Genomic DNA, 24,706 nt, shown 5'->3' with positions numbered 1-24,706 from the left:
ATGACACGGTGGAAAGAACTCTCGGGCGCGAATGAGCGTACCGCGGAAATGGAGCCGATCGGCGTCGTCGATATCGGCTCCAACTCTGTTCGGCTCGTCGTCTACGAAGGCGCAGTGCGCGCGCCCACGCCCGTCTTCAACGAGAAGATTCTCTGCGGCCTCGGCCGCTCCGTCGCGACCACCGGCAGCCTCGGAACCGAGGCCGTCGAACGCGCGCTCGCGGCGCTTTCGCGCTTCAGGGTGATTTCTCATATCCTGAGCGTCAAGAATATCAGGGTCATCGCCACCGCAGCCGTTCGTGACGCCGACAACGGCGGCGACTTCATCGAACGCGGCGAGCGGGCCATCGGCGCCAAGATCGAGGTCTTGTCCGGCGAGACGGAAGCGCGTCTCGCGGCGCAAGGCATCATGATGGGCTTCATCGATGCTGATGGCGTCGCGGGCGATCTCGGCGGCGGCAGTCTCGAACTCATCGACTTGGCGCAGGATCATCTGAATGACGCCGCGACGCTGCCCCTCGGCGGCCTGCGCCTCATCGACACGACAGGCAACAAGATCGAGCGTGCGACGGAGATCATCGACGGCGCTTTGGCGAGTTTGCCTTGGCTCCGCAACGGCGCCGGGCGGACATTCTATGCCGTCGGCGGCACCTGGCGCGCGCTGGCCAAGATGCAGATGGATCGCGTCGGCTATCCGTTGCGCGTCATGCAGGGCTATCGGCTGACGACGCGGGAAGCCCTCGACCTCTGCGAGCAGTTCCGTAAATCGAAGAAGCCGTTCGACCTTCCAGGAATCACCGGTGTCGCCCGGGCGCGGCGCGAGGTGCTGCCGTTCGGCGCTCTCGTGCTTGAGCGTCTCCTCCGGCAGATGGAGCCGCGACAGGTCGTGTTCTCGGTGTTCGGCATCCGTGAGGGCCTGATCTACGGTCTTCTGCCCGCCTACGAGCGCGCCCGCGATCCGCTCATCAGCTTTTGCGAGGATTACGCCGCCCTGAGAGCACGCTCCGTCGAGCACGCCTATGAACTGTGCGCCTGGACGGACATGCTGTTCTCAGACCCGTCTCTCGAAGAAACGGCCGACGAGCGCCGTCTGCGCCATGCGGCCTGCCTATTGTCGGACGTCGGCTGGCGCGCGCACCCGGACTACCGCGGCGAGCAGAGCGTCAACACCATTGCTCACGCCGGGCTCGGGGGTGTCGATCATCAGGGCCGAATTTTCCTCGCGCTGTCGGTGTTTCACCGGCATGAGACGTCGGAGGATACCGGCGCCCTTCTCTCCGAACGCCTGCGAAGCCTTGTCAGCAAGCGCGTCCAGCGCCGGGCAAAAATACTGGGCGCGGCGATTCGAGCCGCGCATATGCTCTCGATTGGCATGGCGGGCGTTATCGACCAGACGCCCTTGAGCTATGAAAATGGCGCTCTCGTCTTGACCCTGCCCCCGGCCTATGCGGCTCTTGACGGGGAAAGACTGCGACGCAGGTTCGGTGCCTTGGCCGAATTGGTCGGGAAGCGGGCGGAAGTCCGAATTAGCGGTTGAGAGGCAGTACGCCTCGCTTGCGGCGCAGCAATTTCTGATAGTCTCCGGCCAAAGTTCCCAGGATAATGACGGCCTCCATGGCGGAAGATCTTTATAACATTCTCGGCGTATCGCGCGGAGCGACGGAGGATGAAATTCGCAGCGCGTTCCGCAAGCTCGCGAAGGCCAGCCATCCGGACGTCAATCCGGACAACGCCGGGGCCGTAGAGCGTTTCAAGAAAATCACGGCCGCCAACGATATTCTGAGCGATCCGGAAAAACGCCGCCAGTACGACGCTGGTGAGATCGACTCAAAGGGTGATCCCCGCCGCCACCAATGGAGCCGTGCCGGTGCCGCTGCCGGAGCGCGCAGGGGCGCGTCCGGGGCACGAGGATTTGAGGGCCGCCAGGGCGCAGGCGCCGGTTTCGACGATTTCAGCTTCTCCGACATCTTTTCGGACGTCTTCGGCGCGGCAGGCGCCGGAACCCGCCGGGACGCCCATGGCGCCGCATCGCGGGGCCATGATGTCCGCTATTCTCTCGAGATCGACTTTCTCGAAGCCATTCAAGGCACCAAGAAGCGGGTCACTCTGCCGGACGGCGGCCTGCTCGATTTGAGCGTCCCCGAGGGTGTGACGGACGGGCAGGTGTTGCGCTTGAAGGGCAAAGGCACGGCCGTCAATCCGGGAGCCGAGGCGGGCGACGCCTTGGTCGAAATCAAAGTTCGCCTGCATCCCGATTTCAAGCGCGACGGCGACGACATTCTGCTCGATCTGCCGATCACGATCGACGAAGCCGTTCTCGGTGGCCGCGTCGAAGTTCCGACGCCGACAGGCCGTGTACAGCTGACGCTCCCAAAGGGCACGAGTTCGGGCAAAACCTTTCGCCTGAAGGGCAAGGGTGCCCGTGGAAAAGCCGGGCACGCCGGTGATCAGCTCGTCACCGTCAAGATCGTCATGCCGTCCGATATCGACGACAGCCTCTCATACTTCTTTTCCGAGTGGCGACAGACGCACGGCTACGACCCCGGAAGGAAGTAAATCCGCCGGCCCATCGGGCGTAGGCCGCATCGCTCATATCGTCAAACGTCATCCCGGCGAAGGCTGGGATCCAGTCAAATTGCAACATTGGTTATGCGGAGAATTGCCTGGGTGGCGCCCTTCGCCAGCATGACGGAGAGGCTAACCCTCAGTCCACCTTCGCCGCCGGCACGGCGCGGACTTCGCCGTTGACGAGCGTGAGAGCCAGTTCGCCGCGCTTGAGCTTCAGCGCCGCGTCTCCGAACAGCGTCCGCCGCCAGCCCTGCAGCGCCAGAATATCGGCTTCGTCCGAAGTTGCGAGCTGCTCGAGATCGTCGCTGTCGGCGATGATGCGCGGTGCCACGCCATGTTCGGCCGCAGCGGCCTTAAGGAGCACTTTCAGAAGCTCCAGTGTCGCGCTCGCTTCCGCCGTTAGCGCTTCGTTGCGCTCGATCTTGGGGAGCGTCTTGGGATCGCGCGCGAGGCCCGCTTTCACGACGTCGACGATTTCTTTCGCGCGTTGCGATCGGGCAAAGCCGTCGGAAAGCGTCCTGAGCTGGCCCAATGCGTCGGCGCTGGCCGGAAGCTGATTGGCGATATCGTAAAGCGCATCGTCTCGCAGAACGCGCCCCCGAGGCACATCCATCTGCTGCGCCAAGCGCTCGCGCCAAGCCGCAAGCTCGATCAGCACGGCCAGCGATTTGCGGCCCTTGACGCGCAGCTTAAGACGCTGCCAGGCGTTGTCCGGCTTCGCATCGTAAGTCGAAGGGCTGGTGAGAACTTCCATTTCCTCCTGCAGCCATGGCGTGCGGGAGGTCGTTTCGAGCATTTGCTTCAGGCGCACGTAGACATCGCGCAGATGCGTCACGTCCGCGAGCGCGTAATCGAGCTGCTTGTCGGAGAGCGGGCGGCGGCTCCAGTCGGTGAAGCGCGAACTTTTGTCGAGGTCGACGCCCGTCGTCTTCTTGACGAGGTTTACGTAGCTGATGCTGTCGCCGTAGCCACAGACCATGGCCGCGACCTGTGAATCGAAGACCGGCGTCGGCACGATTTCCGATTTGAGGTAGATGATTTCGATGTCTTGCCGGGCCGCGTGAAACACCTTCATGACCGAGCTATCGGCCATCAGCTTATAGAATGGCGCCAGGTCGAGGCCTGGGCTCAGCGGGTCGACGACCGCCTCCGCGTCCGGCCCCGCGAGCTGGATAAGGCACAGCAACGGCCAGAACGTCTGCTCGCGCAGAAATTCGGTGTCAACGGCAACATATTCACTTTTCGCCAGCACTTCGCAGAGCGCTGACAGTTCGGACGTAGTCGTGATCATTCGCATCGGGAAACGCCTATAGCGCATGGACTCCGCGTTGTCGCCATCAGCTTGGTCGCGGAGCTCATGGCTTTTTGGGTGACTGTTTGCCTCGGGGGCGGCCGAAAACCGCCGGAGAATCGGGGCTTGATGGTCGAAATATCTTCGGTTCGAGCCCGCAGGTACATCTGTCGGGCGGTAACCTTGACTTTCGGACGCCCGCATGCGCTTTTCCGCGGCGATTTTCACCCACATGACCGAAGGGTTTTCCGGCAATGGCCGAGGCTAAGCTGCATCGTTATCGCTCGCACACCTGCGGCGCCCTCCGGAAGGGCGACGTCGGCTCCGACGTGCGCCTTTCGGGCTGGGTGCACCGCGTCCGCGACCACGGCGGTGTCCTGTTCATCGACCTCCGCGATCATTACGGTCTGACGCAGGTGGTGGCTGACCCGGACAGCCCCGCCTTCAAGGTGGCCGAGACGCTGCGTTCGGAGTGGGTCGTCCGCGTCGACGGTAAGGTCCGTGACCGCCCCGAAGGCACCACCAACGCCGATCTCCCGACCGGCGCGATCGAGCTTTATGCAACTGAAATCGAAGTGCTTTCCGCCGCGAAAGAGCTTCCCGTTCCGGTCTTCGGCGAGCCCGACTATCCGGAAGATCTGCGTCTGCAATATCGCTTCCTCGATCTCCGCCGCGAGTCGCTGCACGCCGTCATCATGAAGCGGCTCGAGATCACCCGTTCAATCCGCCGCCGTATGCACGAGGTCGGCTTCAACGAATTCCCGACCCCGATCCTGACGGCGTCGAGCCCCGAAGGCGCGCGCGACTTCCTGGTGCCGAGCCGCATTCATGCCGGAAAGTTCTATGCCCTGCCGCAGGCGCCGCAGCAGTACAAGCAACTCTTGATGGTCTCGGGCTTCGACCGCTATTTCCAGATCGCGCCTTGCTTCCGCGACGAAGACCCACGCGCCGACCGCCTGCCGGGAGAATTCTATCAGCTCGACGTCGAAATGAGCTTCGTCGAGCAGGACGACGTGTTCGCCACGATGGAGCCCGTCATAACGGGGCTGTTCGAGGAATTCGCTGGCGCCAAACCCGTAACGAAGGGCTGGCCGCGCATCCCTTACGACACGGCCATCGCCAAATACGGCTCCGACAAGCCCGATCTGCGCAACCCGATCGAGATGGCCGACGTGACTGAGCACTTCAGTGGCTCGGGCTTCAAGGTCTTCGCTGGGATGATCGAGAAGGACGCGAAAGTCCGCATCTGGGCCATTCCCGCCCCGACCGGCGGCAGCCGCGCCTTCTGTGACCGCATGAACTCCTGGGCGCAAGGCGAAGGCCAGCCCGGCCTCGGCTACATCTTCTGGCGTGACGGTGAGGAAGCAGGCGCCGGTCCCGTTGCCAAGAACATCGGCCCCGAGCGCGCGGTCGCGATCAAGACTCAGCTCGGCCTGAAGGACGGCGACGCCGTGTTCTTCGTCGGCGGCAATCCGGCGAACTTTTATAAGTTCGCTGGGCTCGCACGCGACCGCGTCGGCCAGGAGCTGAAGCTGATCGACGAAGATCGCTTCGCGCTCGCTTGGATCGTCGATTTCCCGTTCTATGAATGGAACGAGGAAGAGAAGAAGATCGACTTCTCGCACAACCCGTTCTCGATGCCGCAAGGCGGTGGGGAAGCGCTCGATGCCGCGACGACGACCGAAGATCGCTTGAAGCTCAAGGCCTATCAGTACGACATCGTTTGCAATGGCTATGAGATCGCGTCCGGCGGCATCCGTAACCATAAGCCGGATTCGATGGTGAAGGCGTTCGGCATTGCGGGACTCGGTCCTGAGATCGTCGAGCAGCGCTTCGGCGGCTTGTTCCGCGCCTTCCAGTACGGCGCGCCTCCGCACGGCGGTATGGCAGCCGGCATTGAACGCATCGTCATGCTGTTGACCGGTGGCAAGACCGTCCGCGAAGTCGCGCTCTTCCCGATGAACCAGCAAGCCGCCGATTTGCTGATGGGCGCTCCGAGCGAAGCGTCCCCCAAGCAGTTGCGCGAACTCTCCATCCGCGTCGCCACGCCAGAGAAGAAATAATAGACGTCATCCTCGGCCGTGCGCGGCAAAAGCCGCGTCTAAGGCCGGGGATCCAGCACAAGACTCGCTTTGCAATAGTGAGCCTTCGGCTCTTTTAACGCTGGATCCCCAATGCGCGTTGCTTCACGCGTCGCATTGAGGATGACGGACAAAGAAAAAGGCGCCCTCATCGCGAAGGGCGCCGGGCTTAGGCCGGCTCGCTGGGCACGAACCGGCGCAAGTGTTTTAGTTCGTAAGATTGGGAGCCTGAGGCAGCAGCACTGCGACGATCACCGTCTTGCCATCCTTGATGGCCGTGCCGACCCAATGGCCCTGCTCGCCACGGTAGAGCGGAGAAATGCCGGTATAACCTTGATGCGCAAGCTGAACGCGCGCCTGCTGGGCGTTCGCAGCGTTCGCAAGCTCGGCGCTAACGGACGCCGCCGTCGCTCCATTATTTGTCGAGGTTTCATCGGCATAAGCCGGAAGCGCCATACCGGTTGCAGCCAATGCGATTAACATTATGCGGGTCATGTAAACTCCATTAGGATGCGCGGCGCACATGCCGCCTCTGATGATTCTGAGATAGACAGTGCGCCCGCTCACCGCCACACAACTCCCCGTGCTTCAGATCGCTAATATCGTGAAGAAGATGTGATCAGTGGTGACACGCAATCCCGTCGACGAAGGGAATGAGAGGTCAGAAATCAATGAAACTGCTCTTCCTCGGTGCCGGTGCGACCGGTGGGTATTTCGGCGGCCGCTTGGCAAAGGCCGGTGCGGACGTGACGTTTCTCGTTCGCCCGAAGCGCCGCGATCAGCTCGCGCGTGACGGCATAAAGATCGAAAGCGCTGACGGCGATCTACAGACGTCCGTCAAAGCCATCACTCAAGAAGAAATCCGCACACCATTCGACGCCATCATCGTCAGCGCCAAGGCTTATGACCTTGACGGTGCGATCGCCACGATCCGCCCGGCCGTCGGGGAAACCAGCTTGGTGCTGCCGCTGCTCAACGGCATGAAGCACCTCGATGCGCTCGATACGGCGTTCGGCTCGGCCCGCGTGCTCGGTGGAACCTGCCATATCAGCGCGATGCTCGCCGAAGACGGAACGATCCGTCAGTTCGGACAATTGGCGTCGCTGACGCTAGGGCCGAGGTTTGCTGAGCAGAAAGTTGGGACATTGAAGCTTCACGAAGCGCTGACTATCGGGATCGAAGCGCGCTACTCCGACACCATCGTCGCCGCGATGTGGGAGAAATGGTTCTTCCTCGCCACGTTCGCGGCAGCAACGTGCCTGATGCGGGCGCCCGTCGGCGACATCGTCCGTGCCGCGCATGGCGCCGAATTCATGAACAATCTTCTGAACGAATGCATCGCCGTCGCGACCGTGAATGGTTATCCGCCGCAAGCCGCAGCCGTCGATTTCGCACGAACTTTTCTGTTGGATCCAGAGTCGACTCTTTCCGCTTCCATGCTTCGCGACATTCAACGCGGCGGTCGGATTGAAGCCGATCAGATCGTCGGCGATATGATTAGTCGTGGTCACGAGCGGGCAATCGCGACGCCGCTTCTCGATATGGCTTATCTTAATCTGCTCGCCTACCAGAACCACCTTGCGGCAGAGGGGTCCAGAGGACGCTAAACCATTCGTGATGATTACGAGTTGTTAATCCGCTGCAAATGATCGCCTTGTCTTCGTTTCGTAAAAGCGGGACTAATACCCGGGCAATTCGAAGCCGGAGACTCGGACATGATCCGTTCACTCGTTGTCGCCACGTTCGTACTGTTCGCCATGGCGCTGTCGGCGAACGCACGAACGCCGAAGTATGCGGACGAATGGAACGGCGCAGAGATCAATTGGCGTGACGCGCGGTCGGGCATCTATGAGGCGTCCAAAACCGGCCGCCCGGTCATCATGGTATTTCACGCGACGTGGTGCTCTGTCTGCAAGCGCTTTCGCCAGGTCTTCAAGGATCCAGCCGTCGTCGCTGAATCCCGCGACTTCGTGATGATCTTGGTCGATGCTGACGCCGAGAAGGAAATCAACGGCGCCTTTCAGCCGGACGGCTCCTATGTGCCGCGCACGCTTTTCATCGACTCGGACGGCAACGTCTCGGACAAGCTTGTCGGCTCCGATCCCCAATACCCGCACTCGGTCAACGTCGATAAGCCCGACGAGCTTTTGGCCCTGATGAAAAAAGCGCGTCACGTCTTCCCCGTGCCTGCCGCGACGCCTCGGCCTGCGGATGAAAACGGCATCTGATAATCCGGTCGATCGTTCGATCCCCGTGTTGCGCTTAACTCTATGACCCGCCATAAGGTCCAGGCGGCGCGGACGTGGTGGAACCGGTAGACACACAGGACTTAAAATCCTGAGACGGTAACGTCGTGAGGGTTCGAGTCCCTCCGTCCGCACCACCATGAATTTCAAGAACAATCTGTCGTCGACACGGCGTCCTGAAAGAGAGGAACAAATGGCTCGTTAGGACATGCCGTTAGGACAAAAGTCGCCAAGATGTTCCGCATGTCGCCTTTTTCGCAGTGTGAGAATCGCTGTAGCTAGCTGTGCATGGGCAACGTTCAACACACCGCTGCTTTTTGCAAAACGCATGGGATCTTTCCGGCGACCGCATTTGCACTGGCGCCAGGAGCTGGCGTCACAATCCGGAACTGCCTTACAAACCGTCCGCTCTGCAACTGCGCCTGCGAGATCCTTCCGGGGCCTACAGCGCGTTTCAAGATCGCGTGGATGTCCTGCTCGACTCTAGCGTCTCCAAAGAAGCGTTGGCCGCGCTCACCAGAATCGTAGAGGCAACTAGAGACAACAAGATCTCTGAAGCTGAAGCTCGGAAACAAGCAGAGGCAGTCGTTCCCGGTGCGGGCAGACTTTTCGATATTCCGAACTGGAGCGATCAGGCGAAGGCGACGTTGTATGCGAGTATCATCGGTGCCATCACGGTGATAGCCGCCGCGAAAATTGCGTCGTCCCCGAGCCCAATTGTGATCGTTCAACCCGTCATTGAGAGATTTGTTGAGCCGCCCAAGAACCGCGAACCTCTACCCGGCCTCCCCGGCGGTCCACCTCTGAAATGGTCCAGCAATTACTGAGGTGGCTGATAGGTCATGATCTCGCGGCATTAGTAAGCCGGCCCGATCGATGCTCGAGACGCGCGCGTGCGGCGGTGACCCGCTGCGCTTCTGTCCGCTTCATGTAGATGGAGAGAATGTCTCGCGTCTTATGGCCGGTGAGGGACAACGCGCCCTGATCCGAAACGTCAGCATCGCCGATTTCAGTAACGCCGCCATGGCGAAAAGAGGTGAAGGTCAGATCTGAGGGGAGGTCGGCCTTGTCGCGAATCTTCCGCACGAGTTGGGCAAAGTACGTGCGTTCGTAGGGCTTCTTGACGCCGCCGCGCTTCGCCTCGCTCATGATCACGAGCGGCCCGTGGCGCATCGACTTATCGAGGCGGTCTGTCAGTTCGGGAAGAAGTGCCACGCCGTCTTGAAACAGCGGCATCCACGAACGTTCGTCGCCCTTACGATTTTTGTAATGCCGGAGTTTGATCGCATCAGGACGCTCGGGCGGCTTGTACTGAGACCAGGCGAACCGGCCGATGATATCGACCTCACGCAACAAAAGCTCGAACGAAATCATCGCCGCAGTTCCGATGCTCGCATAGCCCAGCTCGTCGGCCGCCGCGACAAACGCATTGAGCTGCTCGCGTGTCGCGGCGGACGTATCTCCGCCAGTCTTTTCAAGCCCCATCCGCGAAAATGGATTACTTTCGGGCACTAACTTCGGGTGACGTCGGAACACAACGTTCCAAGCGCGCCTGGCGGCGCGCATCGCCTTGTTGGCGGTTGTGGTGCGCTTCGTCCCGTCCTCACGAATGGAAAGCTTCTCGTACAGCTTGTCGACGACGTTCGCCGTGATCTTACGAATGTCTTGCGCCCCGAAACGTGTGCCGTTCTTAAGCTCGTACTCTTCGATCAGAGCCAAGCCGTCGCGATAGTCGCGCTGGGTCACGGCGTCCGTCCGGAGAAACTTGCGATCGGCGAAGAATTCTTGGCTGATCCACTTGAACGTCCCGATCGTTGTGGCCGTCCCTTCATCACGACCGAGACGCCAACTGTCCAATTGTCGATTTAGAAGCTCGCATCGCGTGACGGCTGCGCCGTAATCGGGCCCGAGAGGTTCCGCTTGCATCGTGCATCCGCGCGGCCGGGACCATGATGGCGGCTTCCAGTAATATCCCGTCGTGCCGAAGCGAAGCCGCCGGCTTTCCATATAGCGCGGCCAGCCGGCCGGCTTTCTTTTCTTCGCCCTCTTCATCGCACCATCGTTGCCGATGAGCACGATCGGGCGCAACCCGGAAATGGGATTTGCAGCGCCTAGTTCATAGACGCCGCTGATGCCCAGTGGGTCCCTGCGCATTAAATCAAATCCGCGAGTTCATCAGTGACGTCATTTCCTGCGCATGCGTCCAGGCTTGCTTTGGACCAGACGCCGCGTCGTCCACGCCCGCGAACAGGATGCGGATAGATTTTCCCGACGCCTTTGATGAAGGCCGTTGCAGATCGCTCGTCGACATAAGCAGCAGCCATATCCGCGCGCATCAGTACCGGCCATGCGTTGTTTTCAGGATACCGAGGCCCCTTAGTTGATCCGGCGCTTCGAACGCGGTGAACCGAAACCGCGCCTATCATCGCGGCACGGGTTTCGGGGCTCGCAAGCGAAGGTAGCGCATCTGCTAGCCAAGGCTCGCGATACAGCTCCGCAAACGCGTCGGGGACGTACATAGAAGCATCCTGCCAAATGGCCGATTGTGTTGCCTCTCTCTCTGTCGGACGGGTCTTGATGCCCGCTTCCGTCAGTGTCGTCCAATACTTGCTCAGCGCAAGCATCGCGTAAGCAAAGCCATTCGTTTCGAGTGGGCAGCGCTGAGTCCCGTGTGTTCGCGTGCACGTATTTGTGAGCATTTCACAGCGGATCGGTTTTTCGGAGGCTTTGATTTTATTGGGCGATCAAGCTTATCTAGAGTGTAAAAGTACAACAAAACTGTACTGTTAAAGTAATTCCGCCGAGATGTAGCTGTTGCGAAAGTAACACGGCAAATAAATCTCGACTTTATCCAAAGTTAACGTGTTTTCAAAACAGGTCTTTTTGTCTAGTTTTCTGATACCTTCACGGAACGTCACGTCGACACCGCCTCGCACCCCTGTTCGGATCGCGGGGTTTTTTATTGTCCGTGCGCTGCCATTTAATCGCGAGATTTCAACCATGACCGATAATGAAGTCGACGGCGAAAAGCCGGCCATTAGTCGCGTTCCTTTGCTGACCGCCTGGGCCGAAGGCGAGCATCAACGTCTCCTGAATTTGCTAAACGCGAAGGAGATGGCGCTTCATATTCAACACGGTCGTTACCACCCTGAGACCATGCCGATTCACCGGAACATTCTCGGGCTGACTTTTGCCTTCAATCCTGCTCGTAAACGTTCCACAGGGCGAGTTCGGGCGTTCTTCGTCCTTTGGGATCGCGGCAGCAAGAACGGCGCGTGGCCGGGCCTCGCCACGATCATGCGGGAGGCCGGCTTTGAGGATCGCAGCAACGCACGCAAAAATGTCGACGATCTGCACAACGCTAACATCTTGACGAAGACGAGGCGCCCGATCGAAGGCACCAAACGGTTTAAGTCTAGCCTTTACGATATCGAGGAAGGCGATCTTATCGATCTCGCTTTCGCCGCTTCCAACGGCGCCACAGCGCTTTACCTTCACGCGCTCCGGAAGATCTGGGTCAACGAAGATGGGGTCGGCTCGTGTTACTTGTCGCGCGATGGCGTCAAGAAAGCGCTATCGGCGGGGGTCCAGAATGAAAACAATAAACCCGTGCTCGACCGGAATCTGTCAGATGAAAAAATCGTCGAGCACTACGCGGCTCTCCTGAAGGAAAAGTCCCTGCTCAAACTCGACCATGCCCGACTGACTATTCCAGGCGCTGAAGGACGGCAACTGGTGAAGGATAGCCTTCGGGTGTGGGACCGGAAAGACAAGGGAAAGCCCAAGCCCCGTCGTATCCGTCATTCGGTCTTCCCCGACACTTCGCCCCCATCCCAAAGAAGCTTCCTCGACCTTTCGCCCCCACGGGCAGGCTCGGCGGTTTCGCCCCCACCCCCCGGGCTCTTCACCGATACTTCGCCCCCACCAAACCGGGTCTTGCCCGACATATCGCCCCCCGAACTACCCACTTCGGTTCTAATAACTGTATCTGGGAACACACCTTTTAAACCTGCTTCTTCTGCTGCTTCGTCTAATATCAAGAAAACGGCGACGGGGTCGGACGTCGACATCTCGAACCACCTAAGCCCTCACTCGGACGCCGGCCTGCGGCCGTTGCCTCGTGCGGGCCACGAAGTCGGAATCGACGAGGATGTCGTGCTTCAGAGGGCCGACGCGGAATCATTCGCCCGGGAGCTCGCCGCCGTCGTCGGTCCAACAGCGCCGAGGCCGATCGATACGAACTGGCCTTCAGTCGTGGCAGCGGCAGCAGCGATCGATCGAGAACTGGCCGAAGGCGAGCAAAGTCAGAGCTGGGCGTTGAACGTTATCGGCGAAGAAGCGTCCCGCCTCGTTGCGCATGGTCGTCGCTTCGCAACTTGGGGCCAGGGCACCGGAGGCGTGCGGAACTTGGTTCGGCGGACGCTCCGGAAAGCCTTGCGTAACGACCTAGGGAATGCGGCTCATGGCGTAACGCCGCCGGCGTCTTACGACCGGGCAATCACGGTAGCGGAGGCAAGCGATGTCGCCCACGAGCAACCTTGAGCAGATCGCAGCGCGCATCGCGGCGCTGCCCGAGGACGAGCTGAAATCGGCAATCGGTGACGTGATGCGTGTCCTCGCCCCTCGGTCTCGGGGGCGTGACGTAGTCATGGTCATCGCGCTTTACGGCCGCGCGTTCACGGGCAGGGTTCGGTCGTGACAACAATCGATCGGCTAGCGATTGAGACGGGTCTTACGCGGCGATCGGCATCGGCCGCACTGGCGGCGCTCGTGCGCAGTGGCGTCGCCTTGATCCACGAACTCGATGATCGGCGCGTTGTCGTGACTCTCCCGGGGCTGCTGACGATGGTCGAGGTCGACGAAGACGATCATCGTCGCGAGCTGGGACGCTTCGCCGACGCCGAAAGGCGGGTTCTCCACTGAAGGCCTCCGGCAAGTCCGCTGGCGGGCCGCTCGCTGCTCTGGGTGGGATGTAGCCAAGATCCCGCTATCGCTGTTCCACGATACGTTTCTGTTTGAATTCGAGGCCGTTCCCAATGCAGGGAGCGGCCTTTTGCGTTTCAACTCCATGGGGACCTCCAGATGGCAATCACCGATGCAGACTTGAAGACGGAGTACAAAAGGCTCTCAGATCACGTAATCAGCACCACAACGAGCATCGCCCTTCGTGCGGCCGGCGCCAGCATCGAGCTCCTGTTGCCGCATATGTTGGCGAAGGCGTCACTTTACACTCCGATGAAAGGTTCGCCCGATGTCGAATTTAACGACGGCGGCGACATCCTCACCCCCGAACAGATGATCGAGCGCCTCCGCGCTGATCCGAACTTCGGCCGCTTGCCGGACCGCCCAGTTCGTTGCCGAGGATCTTGCGATTGTTGGTAGGTCAACGCGCGCGAGGCCTGCACCTTCATCGGAGAACACCATGGTACGCGCCACCACCCGGCGCGCGATGATCGACGCCCTTTCGGCGCTCGACGATCTCGCGCGTCTCCACGCCGACATCTTAAAAGGTTTCGCCGCCGGTATCGCCGTGTGCGGACTCAAAACGGACTATGTCGAAACGTCCGTCGGGACCGATCACGGTCGCTGGCTGATCGATCGCGACGGCCGTCGCGTCTGGATGCAGGCATCATGATTGCGGCACGCAAGAATTTTTCCGATCGGCGGCGCTACGCCGATCGTTATGCTGCCGCGCTCTGGTTTGCCGACCGTAGGGCGCGGCGGCTGTGGGTTCTACGATGGGCTGCTTGTCGTGTCTGGTTTTCACCCATAGCGGAAGTGCGCGCTCCTCGCTGGCTTCTCCGCGCGATGTCGGCGTTGCAGAGCAAGCGGACGTCGGCGCTTCAGGTCGCCGTACTGCCGCCGGTTAGTCTGGCGACCTCCGCTTAACCCAAGTCACCGACCGACGAGGGTACTTTGGCGCGAGAAGCGATGGCCGGCGCGTCAGTCACGAACGGAGCCTTGGTCTATCATAGCGCGCTCCGCGCTTTAAAGTCCGACTACCTTCGTCAGGACGATGACGGCCGGGCGATGATCGAACGTGAAACAGCGTGGCTCGGCATCTTCGATCGCGGGATCGCGCTCGGTCCCGCTCGTCTTGCAGTCCGCGCCGAAAGGCCAGGATCGGTCGAACACGATCAACACGACGGTCAACGTCATGGTGTCAAACACGTCTCCGTAGGCGACCGACGGCACGGTCGGCCCGGCCGTCGGCACAAAAGTCTCGAACGCACTCCGCGATTAGCATCGCTGAATCTAACTCGGCGCGCGGCTGGCTCCGAGGACGAGTCACACGGCAGTTTAGGACGTGTCAGCTTCTCACTCGAACGCGGAAGTCTGGATCGGGCTTAAAGGACGGGACTTTTCCGCAATTCGTATGATGAAGAATAAGCAGGATTCAACCCTTGCCGCTTTCTTGATCAGCTCCCTCAGCTGCAGCATCCAGTATCTCGACTATATCAAATAGCGTGTGACGATCGTCTTTCGAGACGAAGGCATCTTGAACGCCGGAGAAAAACTCGACGCCTCGTAGATTCTATTTCGATCTAACAACTCGTCGATAAAGCTCTTACGAGGTTCCTTTGTTGATTAGGCTTCATGCCTTACGTTGGCGCCATTGCCCTGTATTTGTTCGCTACGGTCGTCTGTCTCAGTAAAAGCAAGAACAGCATAGCGTGCGCGCAAAAGAGCATCGGTACGTAAACGGTGGGAATGTAAAAAGTCGCTCCGAGTGCGGAAGGACGAAAGTCCGCGCCGAAAATGCCTTGATAGAAAGCATAAATCAAATCGACCGTACCCCACACATTGAACACCCACAGGGCTACGACGCCCGCTGGACGAGCGAGCAAGAATAGAGATACCCACGCTAAAACGACGGCCAATAGATCACCAAAACCGCCAGGAACCGCGAAAGAACTCGGCAACGTGGTGCTCGCCACGCCGGGGAAAAGAAAAGATGCGCCAACAAAACGAAAAGTATTGATGATGAGGATGGCTCGCGCGGCCGACGTAAACGATCGTCGGTTAAGCCATGGCCAAGCATAATTGACAGACAGGTAGCCCCATGCGCAGAAGCTAAGCGCAACGGACAGACCGAAAAGCAAAAACTCGTTCACAGTCGCTCCTATGTATCAAGCGGGTTTATGAGCGTCGTCCAAGAGCACCATAAGAGGCTTCAAAGGTCCGAGAGGAATGAGCTCAAATTCCATGAGGCCCTCGACCCCGAGCGGCAATTTTTCCAGAATATCACGTGCTTCCGAGGCGCTAGTGCAGTTCATCAAAAAAACAACACCGGAACTGTCGCTCCTGAAAAACCATTGATCGATTTTACCCCCGAGATAGAGTTGGACCGTTGCACGAATTTCCAAAGGTCTAATCTCAGCAATGGCCTCGAACGACGCATTCTTCGTCCGACGACCGATCGCCAATATTTTCGTAGTCAGAGTCTCACTGACTACTTGCTCCGTCATATCATTCACGTTTGGGTCGTTCCTGATCATTGGCCTTGTTACCGGCCCCTTGCTGCTGGATCGGATTTAAAAGTCTGCGCATTGGGCTAAGCTGGCCCAGGAGCAGGAACTAGACTTCATCAGTCCGGCGCTTGCTCCAAGGGAACAGCGCCCATCAGCGCCTTGGCCTCTTCTAACGTCGATACATTTATGACAACTACGCCGCTTTGGTCAGTGATTACGTACCACTGGTCAATTTTGGCGGAGAGGTACAATTCATCTGTCTGACGCTTCTCTGACGGAACGAGCCGTTTCCAAACCTCGGATGTCGGTTTCGGGCCGCCGACGACTCCGGCTCCTCTTGCGCGCAAATTATCGTCTCGATCGTCGTCCACCCTCACTTCAGCCCGGACCCGGTACCCATGTTCGAGCAAAAATGTGCAACCTGGCGGCCCACCGAACTTATGCGCCCACCAGCTCCCGTGACGAGAATGGCAGCGGATTGAGGTGGTGAGTACATTCGCTCTTTCAGCCCCCGACGCAGTGCACGGAGGATTTGTTTGGCAAACTCATCATTGAGGGCAATCGAAGATTTTTGTATGTCGTTTTTGCCACCATTTCGGACGTCGAGCCGTTTCGACTAGGATAGGAACTCGGAGAGTTCGGTCTCGCTTAAGTTTGTTTGACGTAGCGCATGGTCCATTCTGCATCGTCACCCGGATTGTAGGTATTCCCACTCGCGCAGAACCCAACAAAGAGCGAGCGGCGACAAAGACCTTAGCCGCCAAGACCGTCGCTGGAATGCTGACTCCAATAGCCGCTCCACCCAGAACGAGGGGCAAAGACTGCAAGATTATCAATCGCATTTGCATGGGCTCGGCATGCGTGCTCGACCCAGGCTGGCTCCGCAGGAAGTCCTGGATCGTGGTTTGCGATCGCTGACAGGCCTCTCACCGCTAATCTCGCAATCACATACGGTAGCCACATCACGGCTGTTGCCGTGGTGATGCCAGTCAAAGCATAGAGTTTGGGCGTGTATTTCACGGCTAGTCCGATAATCACGTTTACGTTTCAGGCAACCGCCGGGCATTCTTGCGCAGCGCGTCCGCAGGTACTCCGAAGGTTCTCAAGAATGCGCGGCGCATACGTTCCCGGTCGGCGAAACCAGTTTCCTGCGCAACTACTTTGATCGAGTGCCTTCCCTCTTCGATCATAAACCTCGCAGCTTCCAGCCGGAGGCGCTCCACAGCTTTTGCCGGAGACTGACCGGTTTCGGCGAGGAACGCTCTGCTGAACTGACGAGGACTGAGTTTGGCAACTTCCGCGAGCTCGTCGATCGTCAGCGGCCTCCGCAGATTTCGTCGGATGTACGCTACGACCGCCGCGATACGATCCGATTTTGGCGTCATGTCCAGCAGCGCTGAGTGTTGATTTTGCCCCCCCAGCCGGCGTTGATTTATGACCATGAGCTTGGCCGCTACTTTCGCAGCATCAGGACCCAGGTCCATGTCAATCATCGCGAGCACAAGATCGAATCCGGCGGTCATGCCGGCCGACGTCCAGATCGGACCGTCGTGGATGTAAATTCGGTCCTCCTCCATCCGGACATTCGGAAACCGAGCCTTGAAACTGGCAGCTTGAATCCAATGCGTTGTCGCCCGTCGGCCGTCTAGGAGCCCCGCTTCGGCGAGAACAAAAGCGCCGTTGCAAAATGAAGCGGTTCGCCTCGACGATTTAGCAGCTTCTCGCACAAAAGCGATCAAGTTTGCACTGGATGGCGCCATCTCGAACGCGGTGACCGCGCCGACAATGATGGTGTCAAAAGTCGCATCGCCAAATGGTTCAGTATCAACCGCAAAGCCGCAGGATGATCTAACGGAACCGCCGTGCTCGGACAGTAGATGGACGTCGTAGTGAGAAACGGGGGGTGGCGATTGGGCAAATCTGAATTCCGTCATTTCAAACGCCGTCAAAGGCGCGAGGTTCAGAATTTGAAAGCCGTGAGGGATAATAAGTCCTACCCGATGCATGCGGGCTCCGTTTCTGAACCTTCGAGGTCACTGAGGGACCGGAGCACTGAAGCGCCGGAAGTGTCTAAGCGCGTAATCCAAGAGCCCATGTTATGAAATCCCCGGGTCAGGCAACCACCGTCGGCTCTTGTCGGGCGCTTCTTCGCAACGCCAGAGGAGGCACGCCAAATGCTCGAAGAAATGCGCGTCGCATGCGTTCACGATCGCCGAATCCAGTCTCTCGCGCGACCTCGTTGATGGAATGTCGGCCTTCCTCCATCATGAACCTTGCTACCTCCAGCCGAAGCCGCTCAACAGCCTTGGCGGGAGATTCGCCAGTCTCATCGAGAAATGCCCGACTGAATTGGCGCGGACTAAGATGTGCTACGGCCGCTAGGTCCTCGACCGTTAAAGCGTTTCGCAAGTTCTGTCGGATATGCGCGAGAACCAATTCGATGCGATCAGATTTCGGGGTCATTTCGAGCATAGCCGAATGCTGTTTCTGGCCGCCCAGGCGTCGTTGATGCATCACTAAAAGTCTCGCCACCGACTTTGCGGTATTGGGTCCCAGATCACTATCGATCAGAGCTAGGACAAGATCGATTCCTGCCGTCATGCCGGCCGACGTCCAGACGGGACCGTCGTTGATGAAAATTCGATCTTCCTCTGCTGTGACGTTAGGAAAGCGAGCCTTAAATTCAGCCACATGTGCCCAATGCATCGTTGCTCGGCGTCCATCCAATAAACCGGCTTCAGCGAGGACGAACGCGCCGCTGCAGATCGAGGCCGTCCTCCTTGAGGCGCGAGAAGCTTTTTGGATAAAATCGATGAAAGAGTCGGCGGACCTGGGCATTTCAATCGCCGTGATCGAGCCGATTATCAACGTATCGAAGGCTGGGTCTCCGAAGGCTTCCGTCTGGATTGTCATGCCACCAGACGAGCGGACGAGCCCGCCACGCTCAGATAATATATGAATTTCATAGTGAGGGCCGGTGGGCGGCAGGTTCGCCAGTTCGAAAGCAGTCAGTGCGGCCAGACTCATGATCTGGAAATCTTGCGGCACGATAAAGCCGACGCGGTGCATTCTACGGCTCCGAATGTCCTGAAACTATATAATGCATATAATTCGTGTCATCTGCGATTTTCACCATCTGTTTTAGAATAACCACGTCATAAATGGTGGCAAAAACGACCTACGCGATCACCGCAAAGCCCGCGAAAACCGTTCTCCAGGGGTGCCTGTCATGCGGCGCGCGTCTCGAATTCTCATGGGGCGGCGATGAGCACGAAGCAATATCAGATTCCGATTCTCGTCACGGGCGCGGCGGGGCGTATCGGCTCTGTCGGCCGCTTGGTCGCCGAATTGCTGCTTGCGAGGGGATTTCGGGTGCGTGCCTTGGTTCGCGTCGAAGACGAACGAGCATCGAGATTACGTGGCCTAGGGGCGGAGGTGGTCGCTGGCGATCTGCTCGATCTCATGGAGGTTCATCGCGCCCTCGAAGGATGCGAACGGGTCTTCTTTGCTATGTCAGTCGCACCGACTTATCTCGAAGCGGCGGCCAATGTCGCCGTCGTAGCGAAGCACCACGCAGTGAAGGCGTTCGTCAATCTCTCACAGATGACCGTCAAAGAGATGGACATCTTCAACACGACGTCCAGTCCGCAGCAGAAACAGCACTGGCTGGCGGAGCAGATATTGTCTTGGTCTGGTCTTCCGGTTGTGGAGGTACGGCCAACTGTATTCATGGAGGGATTATTTCTTCAAAGCGCTAAGGGGATATCCCGGCAAAACAGGATATTCGCGCCATTTGGAAGGGGCAGGAATTCCGCCATTGCTGCAGTTGATGTCGCGCGGACTATTGCAGAGATTTTGAGCGAGCCAGCCAAGCACATTGGCTGCGCCTATCACCTGACAGGCCCGGTATCGCAAGATATGGACGCTGTCGCGCGCGAGTTCTCCGCCGCGCTTGGCCGCACGATAACATATATCGATATTCCGTTCGACAATTGGACGGAGCAGCTAGCCGCTTTCGGGATGTCTCCCTTTGTCGCTTCCCACGTAGCAACAATCGCAAAGCTTCATGGGGAAAATCGGTATGATCGCTATAGCGATGACGTTGAAGTATTGACCGGCAGACCGCCCATAGGCATTCGCGAATTTGTGCTGCAACACGCTAGCGAATTTTCGCCCTCTCCAACGTGAGCTGCGGATAAAAGAAGATCTGTACTGATTATCTTTCGTGACGCCGAAAGTGCGACTTCGCGCATTCCGGTTAATTACTATCGCACGCGTTGGTACACGGAATTTAGACACGGCATAAATGGTGGCAAAAATGACCTACGGCTAAAGGGCGTCCGCTCGTAATCTGTCGCCCATGACCTTCAACGGACGTAGTTCCGCACGGGAGCGCAGGCTGACAAATGTCGCAACACATCAAGTTTATTGAGCACCGAATTCCGCGAGGTGATGGCAGCGTCTATTCCCGCGAGTACGAGGGCGCTGGTCCGGCATTTGTCCTTATGCACGGCTTCCCAGATAATCTTGGCATTTGGGATGACCTTATTCCCTACCTCGTAGCCAAGGGACGACGTGTCGTGGCATTTGACTTCCAGGGCTTTGGCGCCTCGGACAAACTTCCAGGGGCCAATTACAGTTTTAAGCAGCAGCTCGGCGACCTAGAAGCAGTCGTCAGCAAACTCGATCTTGGCAAGATCATTCCCGTCGCTCACGATTCCTCAGGCATGGCGACCCTCAACTATGCCCTCGCACATCCGCGCGATGTTGATTCGGTAATCATGTTGAATTCCGCGTATAACGAGGAGTCTACGGACTTTTGGCCTGAGATGATCACGCTCTTTGCGACGCACAGTTTGCAGCGGCTTGCCGTCGCGGTCGCGCAAAGCCCTGAACAATTCGCTTGGCTTCTCAAGTGGCAACAGAAGAAATTCGTCGATGCGATGCCGGAAGAACAAAAACCGCACTTCATCGCATCCATCGGCACTTTGATCACAGATAACTTTGTCGTTCAGCCCGGGGCCGGCCCCGCTTTTGTGCAGTTAGCTGCTCAATTCTTCGAAGAGAACGCTCGAAACGCTCAACAACAGTCGGCACTGAAAGCTCTGGATGTCCCAGTCAAGCTGATCTGGGGAAAATACGACCCATACATCACCGTGGCCGTAGCTGAGCGCCGCAAGGCTCAGCTCAAAAACGCGTCTCTCACCGTCATTCCAGCGGGACATTGGCTTCAAGCCGATGAGCCGGCGCAAGTAGCTCAGGCGATGCTAGCATGAGACACAATTCTTTCGACACATTCACCATCGGCGCCCTTCATCTGTCGCGCCTCGTTTGTGTCAGTGTCCTCCTCACAATAACTATGGCTGTGACGGTGTCAGCGAGGTTTGTTCCTCCCGCCTCGGCGACGGAAGCGCGACCTGCTTCGCTACTCGCCGTACCAACGACAAAACTTCTCGCGATCGGAACGTTCACCGCAAAAGCATCGCCCGAACAGTGGAAGCCGATCCTGCTCGCCGAGGTGCGCGATACGGTTCGCCTCTACCTCGATGGCAAGATCGACCAATGGTTTCTAAAGCAGGACCAGAGTGGCGTCGTCTTCCTCATGAATGTGACGGATCCTGCCGAGGCGAAGGCGGTATTGGGGAAACTTCCATTGGGTCAAGCCGGCCTAATGGAATTCGAACTTGTCCCACTCGGCCCCATTGCTGCGCTTCGCGTCCTTCTGACTGATCCACCGAAATGACGCGGCAACGCGTAAGCCCACCTCGCGCATCCGATGATGACTGCGATGAACCTTGTAATGAGAGCGCCGCTTGATCATCGCGAATTCCGGCGTGGGCGAGGAGGATTGTGGCAGCGGGACTGACCTTATCAGAAAGAAAGCCCGGCCGCTGCGATGGTCCAATGTGCCGTCGCTCATTCTAGGAATAATCGTAATCCCGATCGTGCTCCTCGCACTCTTCGCCCATGGACTCGTCTCCGAAATGCTTCACCGTATAAAGCGCCACTTCGGAAGCCGGCGAAACTGATTAGAGCCAAGATATCGTCAACGCCAACCACCAGGGATTCATGACGTGATTATGGGATTGTCGCTTTCCGATTTCACCACGCTTCACGTCGCTATCAGTTTGATAGGCATATTCTCAGGCTTCATCGTCCTATACGGCATGCTGACGTCGAGAAATTTCCGCTTGTGGACCGGGATCTTTCTCGCAACAACGATTTTGACAAGCGTGACCGGCTTTTTCTTTCCCCACGAGAAGTTATTGCCCTCCCACATCGTCGGGATAATATCGCTTGTGGTACTAACCGCCGCGCTGCTGGCGCTTTACGTTCGACACGGCGAAGGTGCGTGGCGCTGGATCTATGTCACAAGCGCGCTTCTGGCCCTTTATCTGAATGTCTTCGTCGCTGTCGTGCAATCCTTTCAGAAATTACCCTCCCTCCAGGCGCTTGCTCCTACTCAGTCGGAACCGCCTTTTATTGTGGCTCAAGTCGGAGTTATAGCGGTCTTTATCATTCTCGGAGCGTTAGCCGTTCGTAGATATCATCCGAGATACGCGTCGTTTCTTGCCTCACGGAAAACGTCTGACTCCAAGATTTGATGTGGACGTCAGAGAGCCAAGTTTTCTCCGCGAGCGACTCAGCTCGAACTCCAGAACACCCAATGGTCAGCCCAACACAACGAAAGAGATGACGATGGAGTTCATCGACACCCTGGTCGAGCGTAACGCGGACTTTGTTCGCTCCGGCATAGACCCCAAACTGAAAATGATACCGTCTCGCCGGACGATGATCATTGGATGCGTCGATCCTCGCGTCGATCCCATGGAGCTTTTCAAACTCCAGTCGGGTGAGGCGGCGATTATCCGCAACGTCGGCGGACGAGTGACGCCATCAGTCTTTGAGACGATGGGAATTTTGAGAGTGGTATCGCGCGTTGCGGGAGAGGAGGTTGGCTCCGGCTGGAACCTTATCGTTTTGCATCACACCGACTGCGGGATCACCCATTGCTTCAATCATGCGCCCGAAATCTTGGCCAAGCATATGGGCGTTTCGGTCGACGACCTCAGCGGTTTAGCGATCACTGACCCTTTCAAAGCAGTGACCATCGACGTGGCCAAGTTGAAATCCAATCCCAATCTCCCCGGTGGGTTTCTGGTATCGGGACTCGTTTATGACGTCGCTACAGGAAAGGTAGAAACAATTGTCCCGCCGGATCTACTCCGGCCTGATGAAATTTGACAGCGCGGTCGGCGATACTGTGGTGTAGTCACAGTTTCAAGCCAAAGACGCTCGATAGTTCTCCGCCGCTTCCTCTAACGATCAACAACGCCGCGCGGTAAGGTCGTCTTTCCTGCTGACGTAGGAACGCGCTATACGGTCCGGAGAAGGCATTTTTTCGATCAGACCTAGCGACCGGCCGACATCGTGAAAGCGAACTGACGGAGAGTTTGCGTCAGCGCTATCGCCTGTGGCTCAGGCATCGTCCGCTTCAGGCACGTAGAAGACTAACCCGTAACGTCCGCTTTGGCTGATGTGCGACGAAACCGATATGACCGCGATCCGAGATCGAGAGGGGATGACCGCCTTCGCTGCTTAGCGGACATGAAGCGACGTCCGCAAATGTATATGAGCGGACATAGTGACAATCGATGCCGCATTTGCGGTGTCTGCTACTTGCCCTCAGCTGACGATTCTTGACATTGGAATTTCCGGCAGTTCGCTATGAATTAGGCTCGAGCATGGACGCCTTTCGTAACGTCGGGTGCAGCTTTGGATGGCTCCAGCCGAACCCCTCTTTTTCATGGCCGTACTCGTAGACATCAAGCCCGAGACGGTCATAGAGCCATGCCGAGACAATGCCCCGATGGCACCATTGGTCCCCCGGTGTCGCTGGCTCCCAGCACAACAGAACCGGAATTTTGTCGCCCGCCATTTCGCGTAGCTCTTCGACGACCTTCGTCGGATTGAGCGGCGCCAAGATCTCGGCGTTGTAAAGTTTCAGATAGCGGTCCGGCGTCACGCTGTTGAACCAACCACCGGGGTTCAGCTTCGGATACTTGCGAAAGCCTGCTGCTGTGTTGCGCGGAACGCCGCGCGAGACACCGATGCGCTGAAACTTCGCGGGATCGAGTTTGTGGAACCAGCTGGACGTCATGATCGGCTGGCGAAAAATTGGTGCGTTCATTACACGCCCTCGAAAGAAAAAAGCCGCCCGGTTTTTGCACTACGGTGCGGCCCGTCTTCGCCGAATTTTTATTGCTCGCGGCATCAGGCGTATGTCGTCGTTTCGGCCGCGCGATTGTCGAACAGAAACCCGAAGCCGTGGGCGGAGAGTTCGGCTTTGAACTCTTCGGCTTCTTCCGCCAGTTCATTGCGAGCGAGCGGTTTGCTGCTCGTTCTTAGCGTCTTCGATTTCGGCGTCGAGTGCATCGTAAGCCATCTGCCAAGCGGCCGCGCGCTTCTAGAGTTCTGTCAGGGTCATAGCAAGTTCTCCAGCTATCGATTTGCGATTATCATATAGTACCTGCAACAAGCTGGTTTTGCTAGGATTTTTCGTTAATTAGCAGACTGATTTTCTGTAATTTCGCCGACATGGAAACGGAGCTGGTGACACCTGGGGCAGGCGAGCCATCGCTGGCCGCTAATCACGCTGCCGGCTGTACCACGCGCTGAAGTGCAAATCGCGCCGGTTCGGACTTCATGAAGCTGTGAGAATGGAAAGCCCAGCTCGTCCGAGCACTCACCGCATTTGTAGTGCTCCCAGATCTCAGGGCGCCCGTTCCGACGGAATGACGTCGAACGGCGACGGACCTTGAGCTTGTCCACGCCGCCATCGATGACACGAAACCGAGTGAGATCCGCCATGCTTCATCGAAGCATTCGACGCGCGCAGCGGCAACTATTTTCGCCGCCTAATTAATCTTCTTCTCTGTCTTGATCCGCCTCGATGACGCGAACGAGCCTCGCCCGGATCACGTCAAGTGCACCGAGACTGGCGAGTAGCTCGGCCGTCGTGGCGTCGCCGATCGACATTTGAAACTCG

The 24,706-nt window shown here is 58.2% G+C and carries 29 protein-coding genes and 1 tRNA gene; 18 read left to right on the top strand and 12 right to left on the bottom strand.

Annotation, left to right across the window (positions count from 1 at the left end):
* Nucleotides 1-1,536 carry an exopolyphosphatase gene (locus WC811_RS09965; RefSeq protein ID WP_372643820.1) on the top strand — a complete coding sequence of 512 codons (1,536 nt, stop codon included), beginning with the start codon at nt 1-3 and terminating at the stop codon, nt 1,534-1,536.
* Nucleotides 1,537-1,613: 77 nt separating this feature from the next.
* On the top strand, nt 1,614-2,555 hold the full coding sequence (locus WC811_RS09960) for a DnaJ C-terminal domain-containing protein (protein ID WP_372643817.1): 942 nt from the start codon (nt 1,614-1,616) through the stop codon (nt 2,553-2,555).
* 148 nt (nt 2,556-2,703) lie between these two features.
* On the opposite strand, the gene rnd is transcribed toward WC811_RS09960, so the two are convergent.
* Nucleotides 2,704-3,864 carry a ribonuclease D gene (rnd, locus tag WC811_RS09955; protein WP_372643814.1) on the bottom strand — a complete coding sequence of 387 codons (1,161 nt, stop codon included), beginning with the start codon at nt 3,862-3,864 and terminating at the stop codon, nt 2,704-2,706.
* Between the two features lie 263 nt (nt 3,865-4,127).
* Between rnd and aspS the strand changes: the two genes are divergently transcribed.
* Entirely contained in the window at nt 4,128-5,921 is a 1,794-nt protein-coding gene (aspS, locus tag WC811_RS09950; protein ID WP_372645749.1) for an aspartate--tRNA ligase, read from the top strand.
* A gap of 225 nt (nt 5,922-6,146) precedes the next feature.
* Here the strand turns inward: aspS and WC811_RS09945 are convergent, their stop codons facing one another.
* A complete protein-coding gene (locus WC811_RS09945) occupies nt 6,147-6,434 on the bottom strand; it encodes a hypothetical protein (protein WP_372643811.1) in 288 nt (95 codons plus the stop codon).
* Between the two features lie 176 nt (nt 6,435-6,610).
* On the opposite strand from WC811_RS09945, the gene WC811_RS09940 reads away from it, so the two are divergent.
* The 4 genes from WC811_RS09940 (at nt 6,611) to WC811_RS09925 (ending at nt 9,012) form a co-directional block, all read left to right on the top strand.
* Nucleotides 6,611-7,546 carry a ketopantoate reductase family protein gene (locus WC811_RS09940; protein WP_372643808.1) on the top strand — a complete coding sequence of 312 codons (936 nt, stop codon included), beginning with the start codon at nt 6,611-6,613 and terminating at the stop codon, nt 7,544-7,546.
* A gap of 108 nt (nt 7,547-7,654) precedes the next feature.
* Nucleotides 7,655-8,167, top strand: coding sequence for a thioredoxin family protein (locus WC811_RS09935; protein WP_372643806.1), 513 nt, complete (start codon nt 7,655-7,657; stop codon nt 8,165-8,167).
* Nucleotides 8,168-8,235: 68 nt separating this feature from the next.
* A tRNA-Leu gene (locus WC811_RS09930) sits at nt 8,236-8,322 on the top strand.
* A 147-nt stretch (nt 8,323-8,469) separates the two neighbouring features.
* Nucleotides 8,470-9,012 carry a hypothetical protein gene (locus WC811_RS09925; protein WP_372643803.1) on the top strand — a complete coding sequence of 181 codons (543 nt, stop codon included), beginning with the start codon at nt 8,470-8,472 and terminating at the stop codon, nt 9,010-9,012.
* Between the two features lie 13 nt (nt 9,013-9,025).
* On the opposite strand, the gene WC811_RS09920 is transcribed toward WC811_RS09925, so the two are convergent.
* A complete protein-coding gene (locus tag WC811_RS09920; protein WP_372643800.1) occupies nt 9,026-10,339 on the bottom strand; it encodes a hypothetical protein in 1,314 nt (437 codons plus the stop codon).
* On the bottom strand, nt 10,339-10,884 hold the full coding sequence (locus WC811_RS09915) for a hypothetical protein (RefSeq protein ID WP_372643797.1): 546 nt from the start codon (nt 10,882-10,884) through the stop codon (nt 10,339-10,341). Before WC811_RS09915 ends, WC811_RS09920 begins: the two co-directional genes overlap by 1 nt.
* Nucleotides 10,885-11,185: 301 nt before the next feature.
* On the opposite strand from WC811_RS09915, the gene WC811_RS09910 reads away from it, so the two are divergent.
* From WC811_RS09910 to WC811_RS09885, 6 genes are all read left to right on the top strand, one after another.
* Nucleotides 11,186-12,727 carry a hypothetical protein gene (locus WC811_RS09910; protein ID WP_372643794.1) on the top strand — a complete coding sequence of 514 codons (1,542 nt, stop codon included), beginning with the start codon at nt 11,186-11,188 and terminating at the stop codon, nt 12,725-12,727.
* Nucleotides 12,705-12,884 carry a hypothetical protein gene (locus WC811_RS09905; RefSeq protein ID WP_372643792.1) on the top strand — a complete coding sequence of 60 codons (180 nt, stop codon included), beginning with the start codon at nt 12,705-12,707 and terminating at the stop codon, nt 12,882-12,884. The genes WC811_RS09910 and WC811_RS09905 overlap by 23 nt, the downstream gene beginning before the upstream one ends.
* Nucleotides 12,881-13,108, top strand: a complete 228-nt coding sequence (locus tag WC811_RS09900; RefSeq protein WP_372643789.1) for a hypothetical protein — start codon at nt 12,881-12,883, stop codon at nt 13,106-13,108. Before WC811_RS09905 ends, WC811_RS09900 begins: the two co-directional genes overlap by 4 nt.
* Before the next feature lie 159 nt (nt 13,109-13,267).
* A complete protein-coding gene (locus WC811_RS09895; RefSeq protein ID WP_372643786.1) occupies nt 13,268-13,567 on the top strand; it encodes a hypothetical protein in 300 nt (99 codons plus the stop codon).
* Nucleotides 13,568-13,607: 40 nt separating this feature from the next.
* Nucleotides 13,608-13,820 carry a hypothetical protein gene (locus tag WC811_RS09890; RefSeq protein WP_372643782.1) on the top strand — a complete coding sequence of 71 codons (213 nt, stop codon included), beginning with the start codon at nt 13,608-13,610 and terminating at the stop codon, nt 13,818-13,820.
* Nucleotides 13,817-14,074 (top strand): hypothetical protein, encoded by a 258-nt coding sequence (locus WC811_RS09885; protein WP_372643780.1) that lies wholly within the window; start codon nt 13,817-13,819, stop codon nt 14,072-14,074. The genes WC811_RS09890 and WC811_RS09885 overlap by 4 nt, the downstream gene beginning before the upstream one ends.
* 99 nt (nt 14,075-14,173) lie before the next feature.
* Here WC811_RS09885 and WC811_RS09880 read toward each other — a convergent pair whose 3' ends face one another.
* From WC811_RS09880 to WC811_RS09855, 6 genes are all read right to left on the bottom strand, one after another.
* Nucleotides 14,174-14,401: a hypothetical protein gene (locus tag WC811_RS09880; protein WP_372643778.1), complete on the bottom strand. Its 228-nt coding sequence runs from the start codon at nt 14,399-14,401 to the stop codon at nt 14,174-14,176.
* A gap of 386 nt (nt 14,402-14,787) precedes the next feature.
* On the bottom strand, nt 14,788-15,300 hold the full coding sequence (locus WC811_RS09875) for a hypothetical protein (RefSeq protein ID WP_372643775.1): 513 nt from the start codon (nt 15,298-15,300) through the stop codon (nt 14,788-14,790).
* A 15-nt stretch (nt 15,301-15,315) separates the two neighbouring features.
* Nucleotides 15,316-15,663, bottom strand: a complete 348-nt coding sequence (locus WC811_RS09870) for a hypothetical protein (RefSeq protein ID WP_372643773.1) — start codon at nt 15,661-15,663, stop codon at nt 15,316-15,318.
* Nucleotides 15,664-16,410: 747 nt separating this feature from the next.
* Nucleotides 16,411-16,677, bottom strand: coding sequence for an MAPEG family protein (locus tag WC811_RS09865; protein ID WP_372645747.1), 267 nt, complete (start codon nt 16,675-16,677; stop codon nt 16,411-16,413).
* Nucleotides 16,678-16,697: 20 nt separating this feature from the next.
* Nucleotides 16,698-17,663: a GlxA family transcriptional regulator gene (locus WC811_RS09860; protein WP_372643770.1), complete on the bottom strand. Its 966-nt coding sequence runs from the start codon at nt 17,661-17,663 to the stop codon at nt 16,698-16,700.
* Nucleotides 17,664-17,769: 106 nt separating this feature from the next.
* Nucleotides 17,770-18,726, bottom strand: a complete 957-nt coding sequence (locus WC811_RS09855) for a GlxA family transcriptional regulator (protein WP_372643768.1) — start codon at nt 18,724-18,726, stop codon at nt 17,770-17,772.
* Nucleotides 18,727-18,921: 195 nt separating this feature from the next.
* Between WC811_RS09855 and WC811_RS09850 the strand changes: the two genes are divergently transcribed.
* The 5 genes from WC811_RS09850 (at nt 18,922) to WC811_RS09830 (ending at nt 22,902) form a co-directional block, all read left to right on the top strand.
* Complete coding sequence (locus tag WC811_RS09850) at nt 18,922-19,845, top strand: NAD(P)H-binding protein (RefSeq protein ID WP_372643764.1); 924 nt, start codon at nt 18,922-18,924, stop codon at nt 19,843-19,845.
* 218 nt (nt 19,846-20,063) lie between these two features.
* Nucleotides 20,064-20,933 carry an alpha/beta fold hydrolase gene (locus WC811_RS09845; protein WP_372643761.1) on the top strand — a complete coding sequence of 290 codons (870 nt, stop codon included), beginning with the start codon at nt 20,064-20,066 and terminating at the stop codon, nt 20,931-20,933.
* Entirely contained in the window at nt 20,930-21,400 is a 471-nt protein-coding gene (locus tag WC811_RS09840) for a hypothetical protein (RefSeq protein WP_372643758.1), read from the top strand. Before WC811_RS09845 ends, WC811_RS09840 begins: the two co-directional genes overlap by 4 nt.
* A gap of 337 nt (nt 21,401-21,737) precedes the next feature.
* Nucleotides 21,738-22,262: a hypothetical protein gene (locus WC811_RS09835; RefSeq protein ID WP_372645745.1), complete on the top strand. Its 525-nt coding sequence runs from the start codon at nt 21,738-21,740 to the stop codon at nt 22,260-22,262.
* 94 nt (nt 22,263-22,356) lie between these two features.
* Entirely contained in the window at nt 22,357-22,902 is a 546-nt protein-coding gene (locus WC811_RS09830) for a carbonic anhydrase (RefSeq protein ID WP_372643756.1), read from the top strand.
* A gap of 481 nt (nt 22,903-23,383) precedes the next feature.
* Here the strand turns inward: WC811_RS09830 and WC811_RS09825 are convergent, their stop codons facing one another.
* Both WC811_RS09825 and WC811_RS09820 read right to left on the bottom strand, forming a co-directional pair.
* Nucleotides 23,384-23,848 carry a hypothetical protein gene (locus WC811_RS09825; protein WP_372643753.1) on the bottom strand — a complete coding sequence of 155 codons (465 nt, stop codon included), beginning with the start codon at nt 23,846-23,848 and terminating at the stop codon, nt 23,384-23,386.
* Nucleotides 23,849-23,931: 83 nt separating this feature from the next.
* Entirely contained in the window at nt 23,932-24,093 is a 162-nt protein-coding gene (locus tag WC811_RS09820; protein ID WP_372643750.1) for a hypothetical protein, read from the bottom strand.
* Nucleotides 24,094-24,706: the final 613 nt, after the last annotated feature.

It is taken from the genome of Hyphomicrobium sp. (genome assembly GCF_041659645.1).
Classification (GTDB): domain Bacteria; phylum Pseudomonadota; class Alphaproteobacteria; order Rhizobiales; family Hyphomicrobiaceae; genus Hyphomicrobium_B.
This window is presented reverse-complemented; position numbering and strand designations above follow the sequence as displayed.

Bases quoted from the DNA above. Each gene is read 5' to 3' on its own strand.
- WC811_RS09965 (WP_372643820.1), top strand. From the start codon at position 1: ATGACACGGTGGAAAGAACTCTCGGGCGCGAATGAGCGTACCGCGGAA.
- WC811_RS09960 (WP_372643817.1), top strand. From the start codon at position 1,614: ATGGCGGAAGATCTTTATAACATTCTCGGCGTATCGCGCGGAGCGACG.
- rnd (WP_372643814.1), bottom strand. From the start codon at position 3,864: ATGCGAATGATCACGACTACGTCCGAACTGTCAGCGCTCTGCGAAGTG.
- WC811_RS09945 (WP_372643811.1), bottom strand. From the start codon at position 6,434: ATGACCCGCATAATGTTAATCGCATTGGCTGCAACCGGTATGGCGCTT.
- WC811_RS09940 (WP_372643808.1), top strand. From the start codon at position 6,611: ATGAAACTGCTCTTCCTCGGTGCCGGTGCGACCGGTGGGTATTTCGGC.
- WC811_RS09935 (WP_372643806.1), top strand. From the start codon at position 7,655: ATGATCCGTTCACTCGTTGTCGCCACGTTCGTACTGTTCGCCATGGCG.
- WC811_RS09920 (WP_372643800.1), bottom strand. From the start codon at position 10,339: ATGCGCAGGGACCCACTGGGCATCAGCGGCGTCTATGAACTAGGCGCT.
- WC811_RS09915 (WP_372643797.1), bottom strand. From the start codon at position 10,884: ATGCTCACAAATACGTGCACGCGAACACACGGGACTCAGCGCTGCCCA.
- WC811_RS09910 (WP_372643794.1), top strand. From the start codon at position 11,186: ATGACCGATAATGAAGTCGACGGCGAAAAGCCGGCCATTAGTCGCGTT.
- WC811_RS09905 (WP_372643792.1), top strand. From the start codon at position 12,705: ATGTCGCCCACGAGCAACCTTGAGCAGATCGCAGCGCGCATCGCGGCG.
- WC811_RS09895 (WP_372643786.1), top strand. From the start codon at position 13,268: ATGGCAATCACCGATGCAGACTTGAAGACGGAGTACAAAAGGCTCTCA.
- WC811_RS09890 (WP_372643782.1), top strand. From the start codon at position 13,608: ATGGTACGCGCCACCACCCGGCGCGCGATGATCGACGCCCTTTCGGCG.
- WC811_RS09885 (WP_372643780.1), top strand. From the start codon at position 13,817: ATGATTGCGGCACGCAAGAATTTTTCCGATCGGCGGCGCTACGCCGAT.
- WC811_RS09860 (WP_372643770.1), bottom strand. From the start codon at position 17,663: ATGCATCGGGTAGGACTTATTATCCCTCACGGCTTTCAAATTCTGAAC.
- WC811_RS09855 (WP_372643768.1), bottom strand. From the start codon at position 18,726: ATGCACCGCGTCGGCTTTATCGTGCCGCAAGATTTCCAGATCATGAGT.
- WC811_RS09850 (WP_372643764.1), top strand. From the start codon at position 18,922: ATGAGCACGAAGCAATATCAGATTCCGATTCTCGTCACGGGCGCGGCG.
- WC811_RS09845 (WP_372643761.1), top strand. From the start codon at position 20,064: ATGTCGCAACACATCAAGTTTATTGAGCACCGAATTCCGCGAGGTGAT.
- WC811_RS09840 (WP_372643758.1), top strand. From the start codon at position 20,930: ATGAGACACAATTCTTTCGACACATTCACCATCGGCGCCCTTCATCTG.
- WC811_RS09835 (WP_372645745.1), top strand. From the start codon at position 21,738: ATGGGATTGTCGCTTTCCGATTTCACCACGCTTCACGTCGCTATCAGT.
- WC811_RS09830 (WP_372643756.1), top strand. From the start codon at position 22,357: ATGGAGTTCATCGACACCCTGGTCGAGCGTAACGCGGACTTTGTTCGC.
- WC811_RS09825 (WP_372643753.1), bottom strand. From the start codon at position 23,848: ATGAACGCACCAATTTTTCGCCAGCCGATCATGACGTCCAGCTGGTTC.
- WC811_RS09820 (WP_372643750.1), bottom strand. From the start codon at position 24,093: ATGCACTCGACGCCGAAATCGAAGACGCTAAGAACGAGCAGCAAACCG.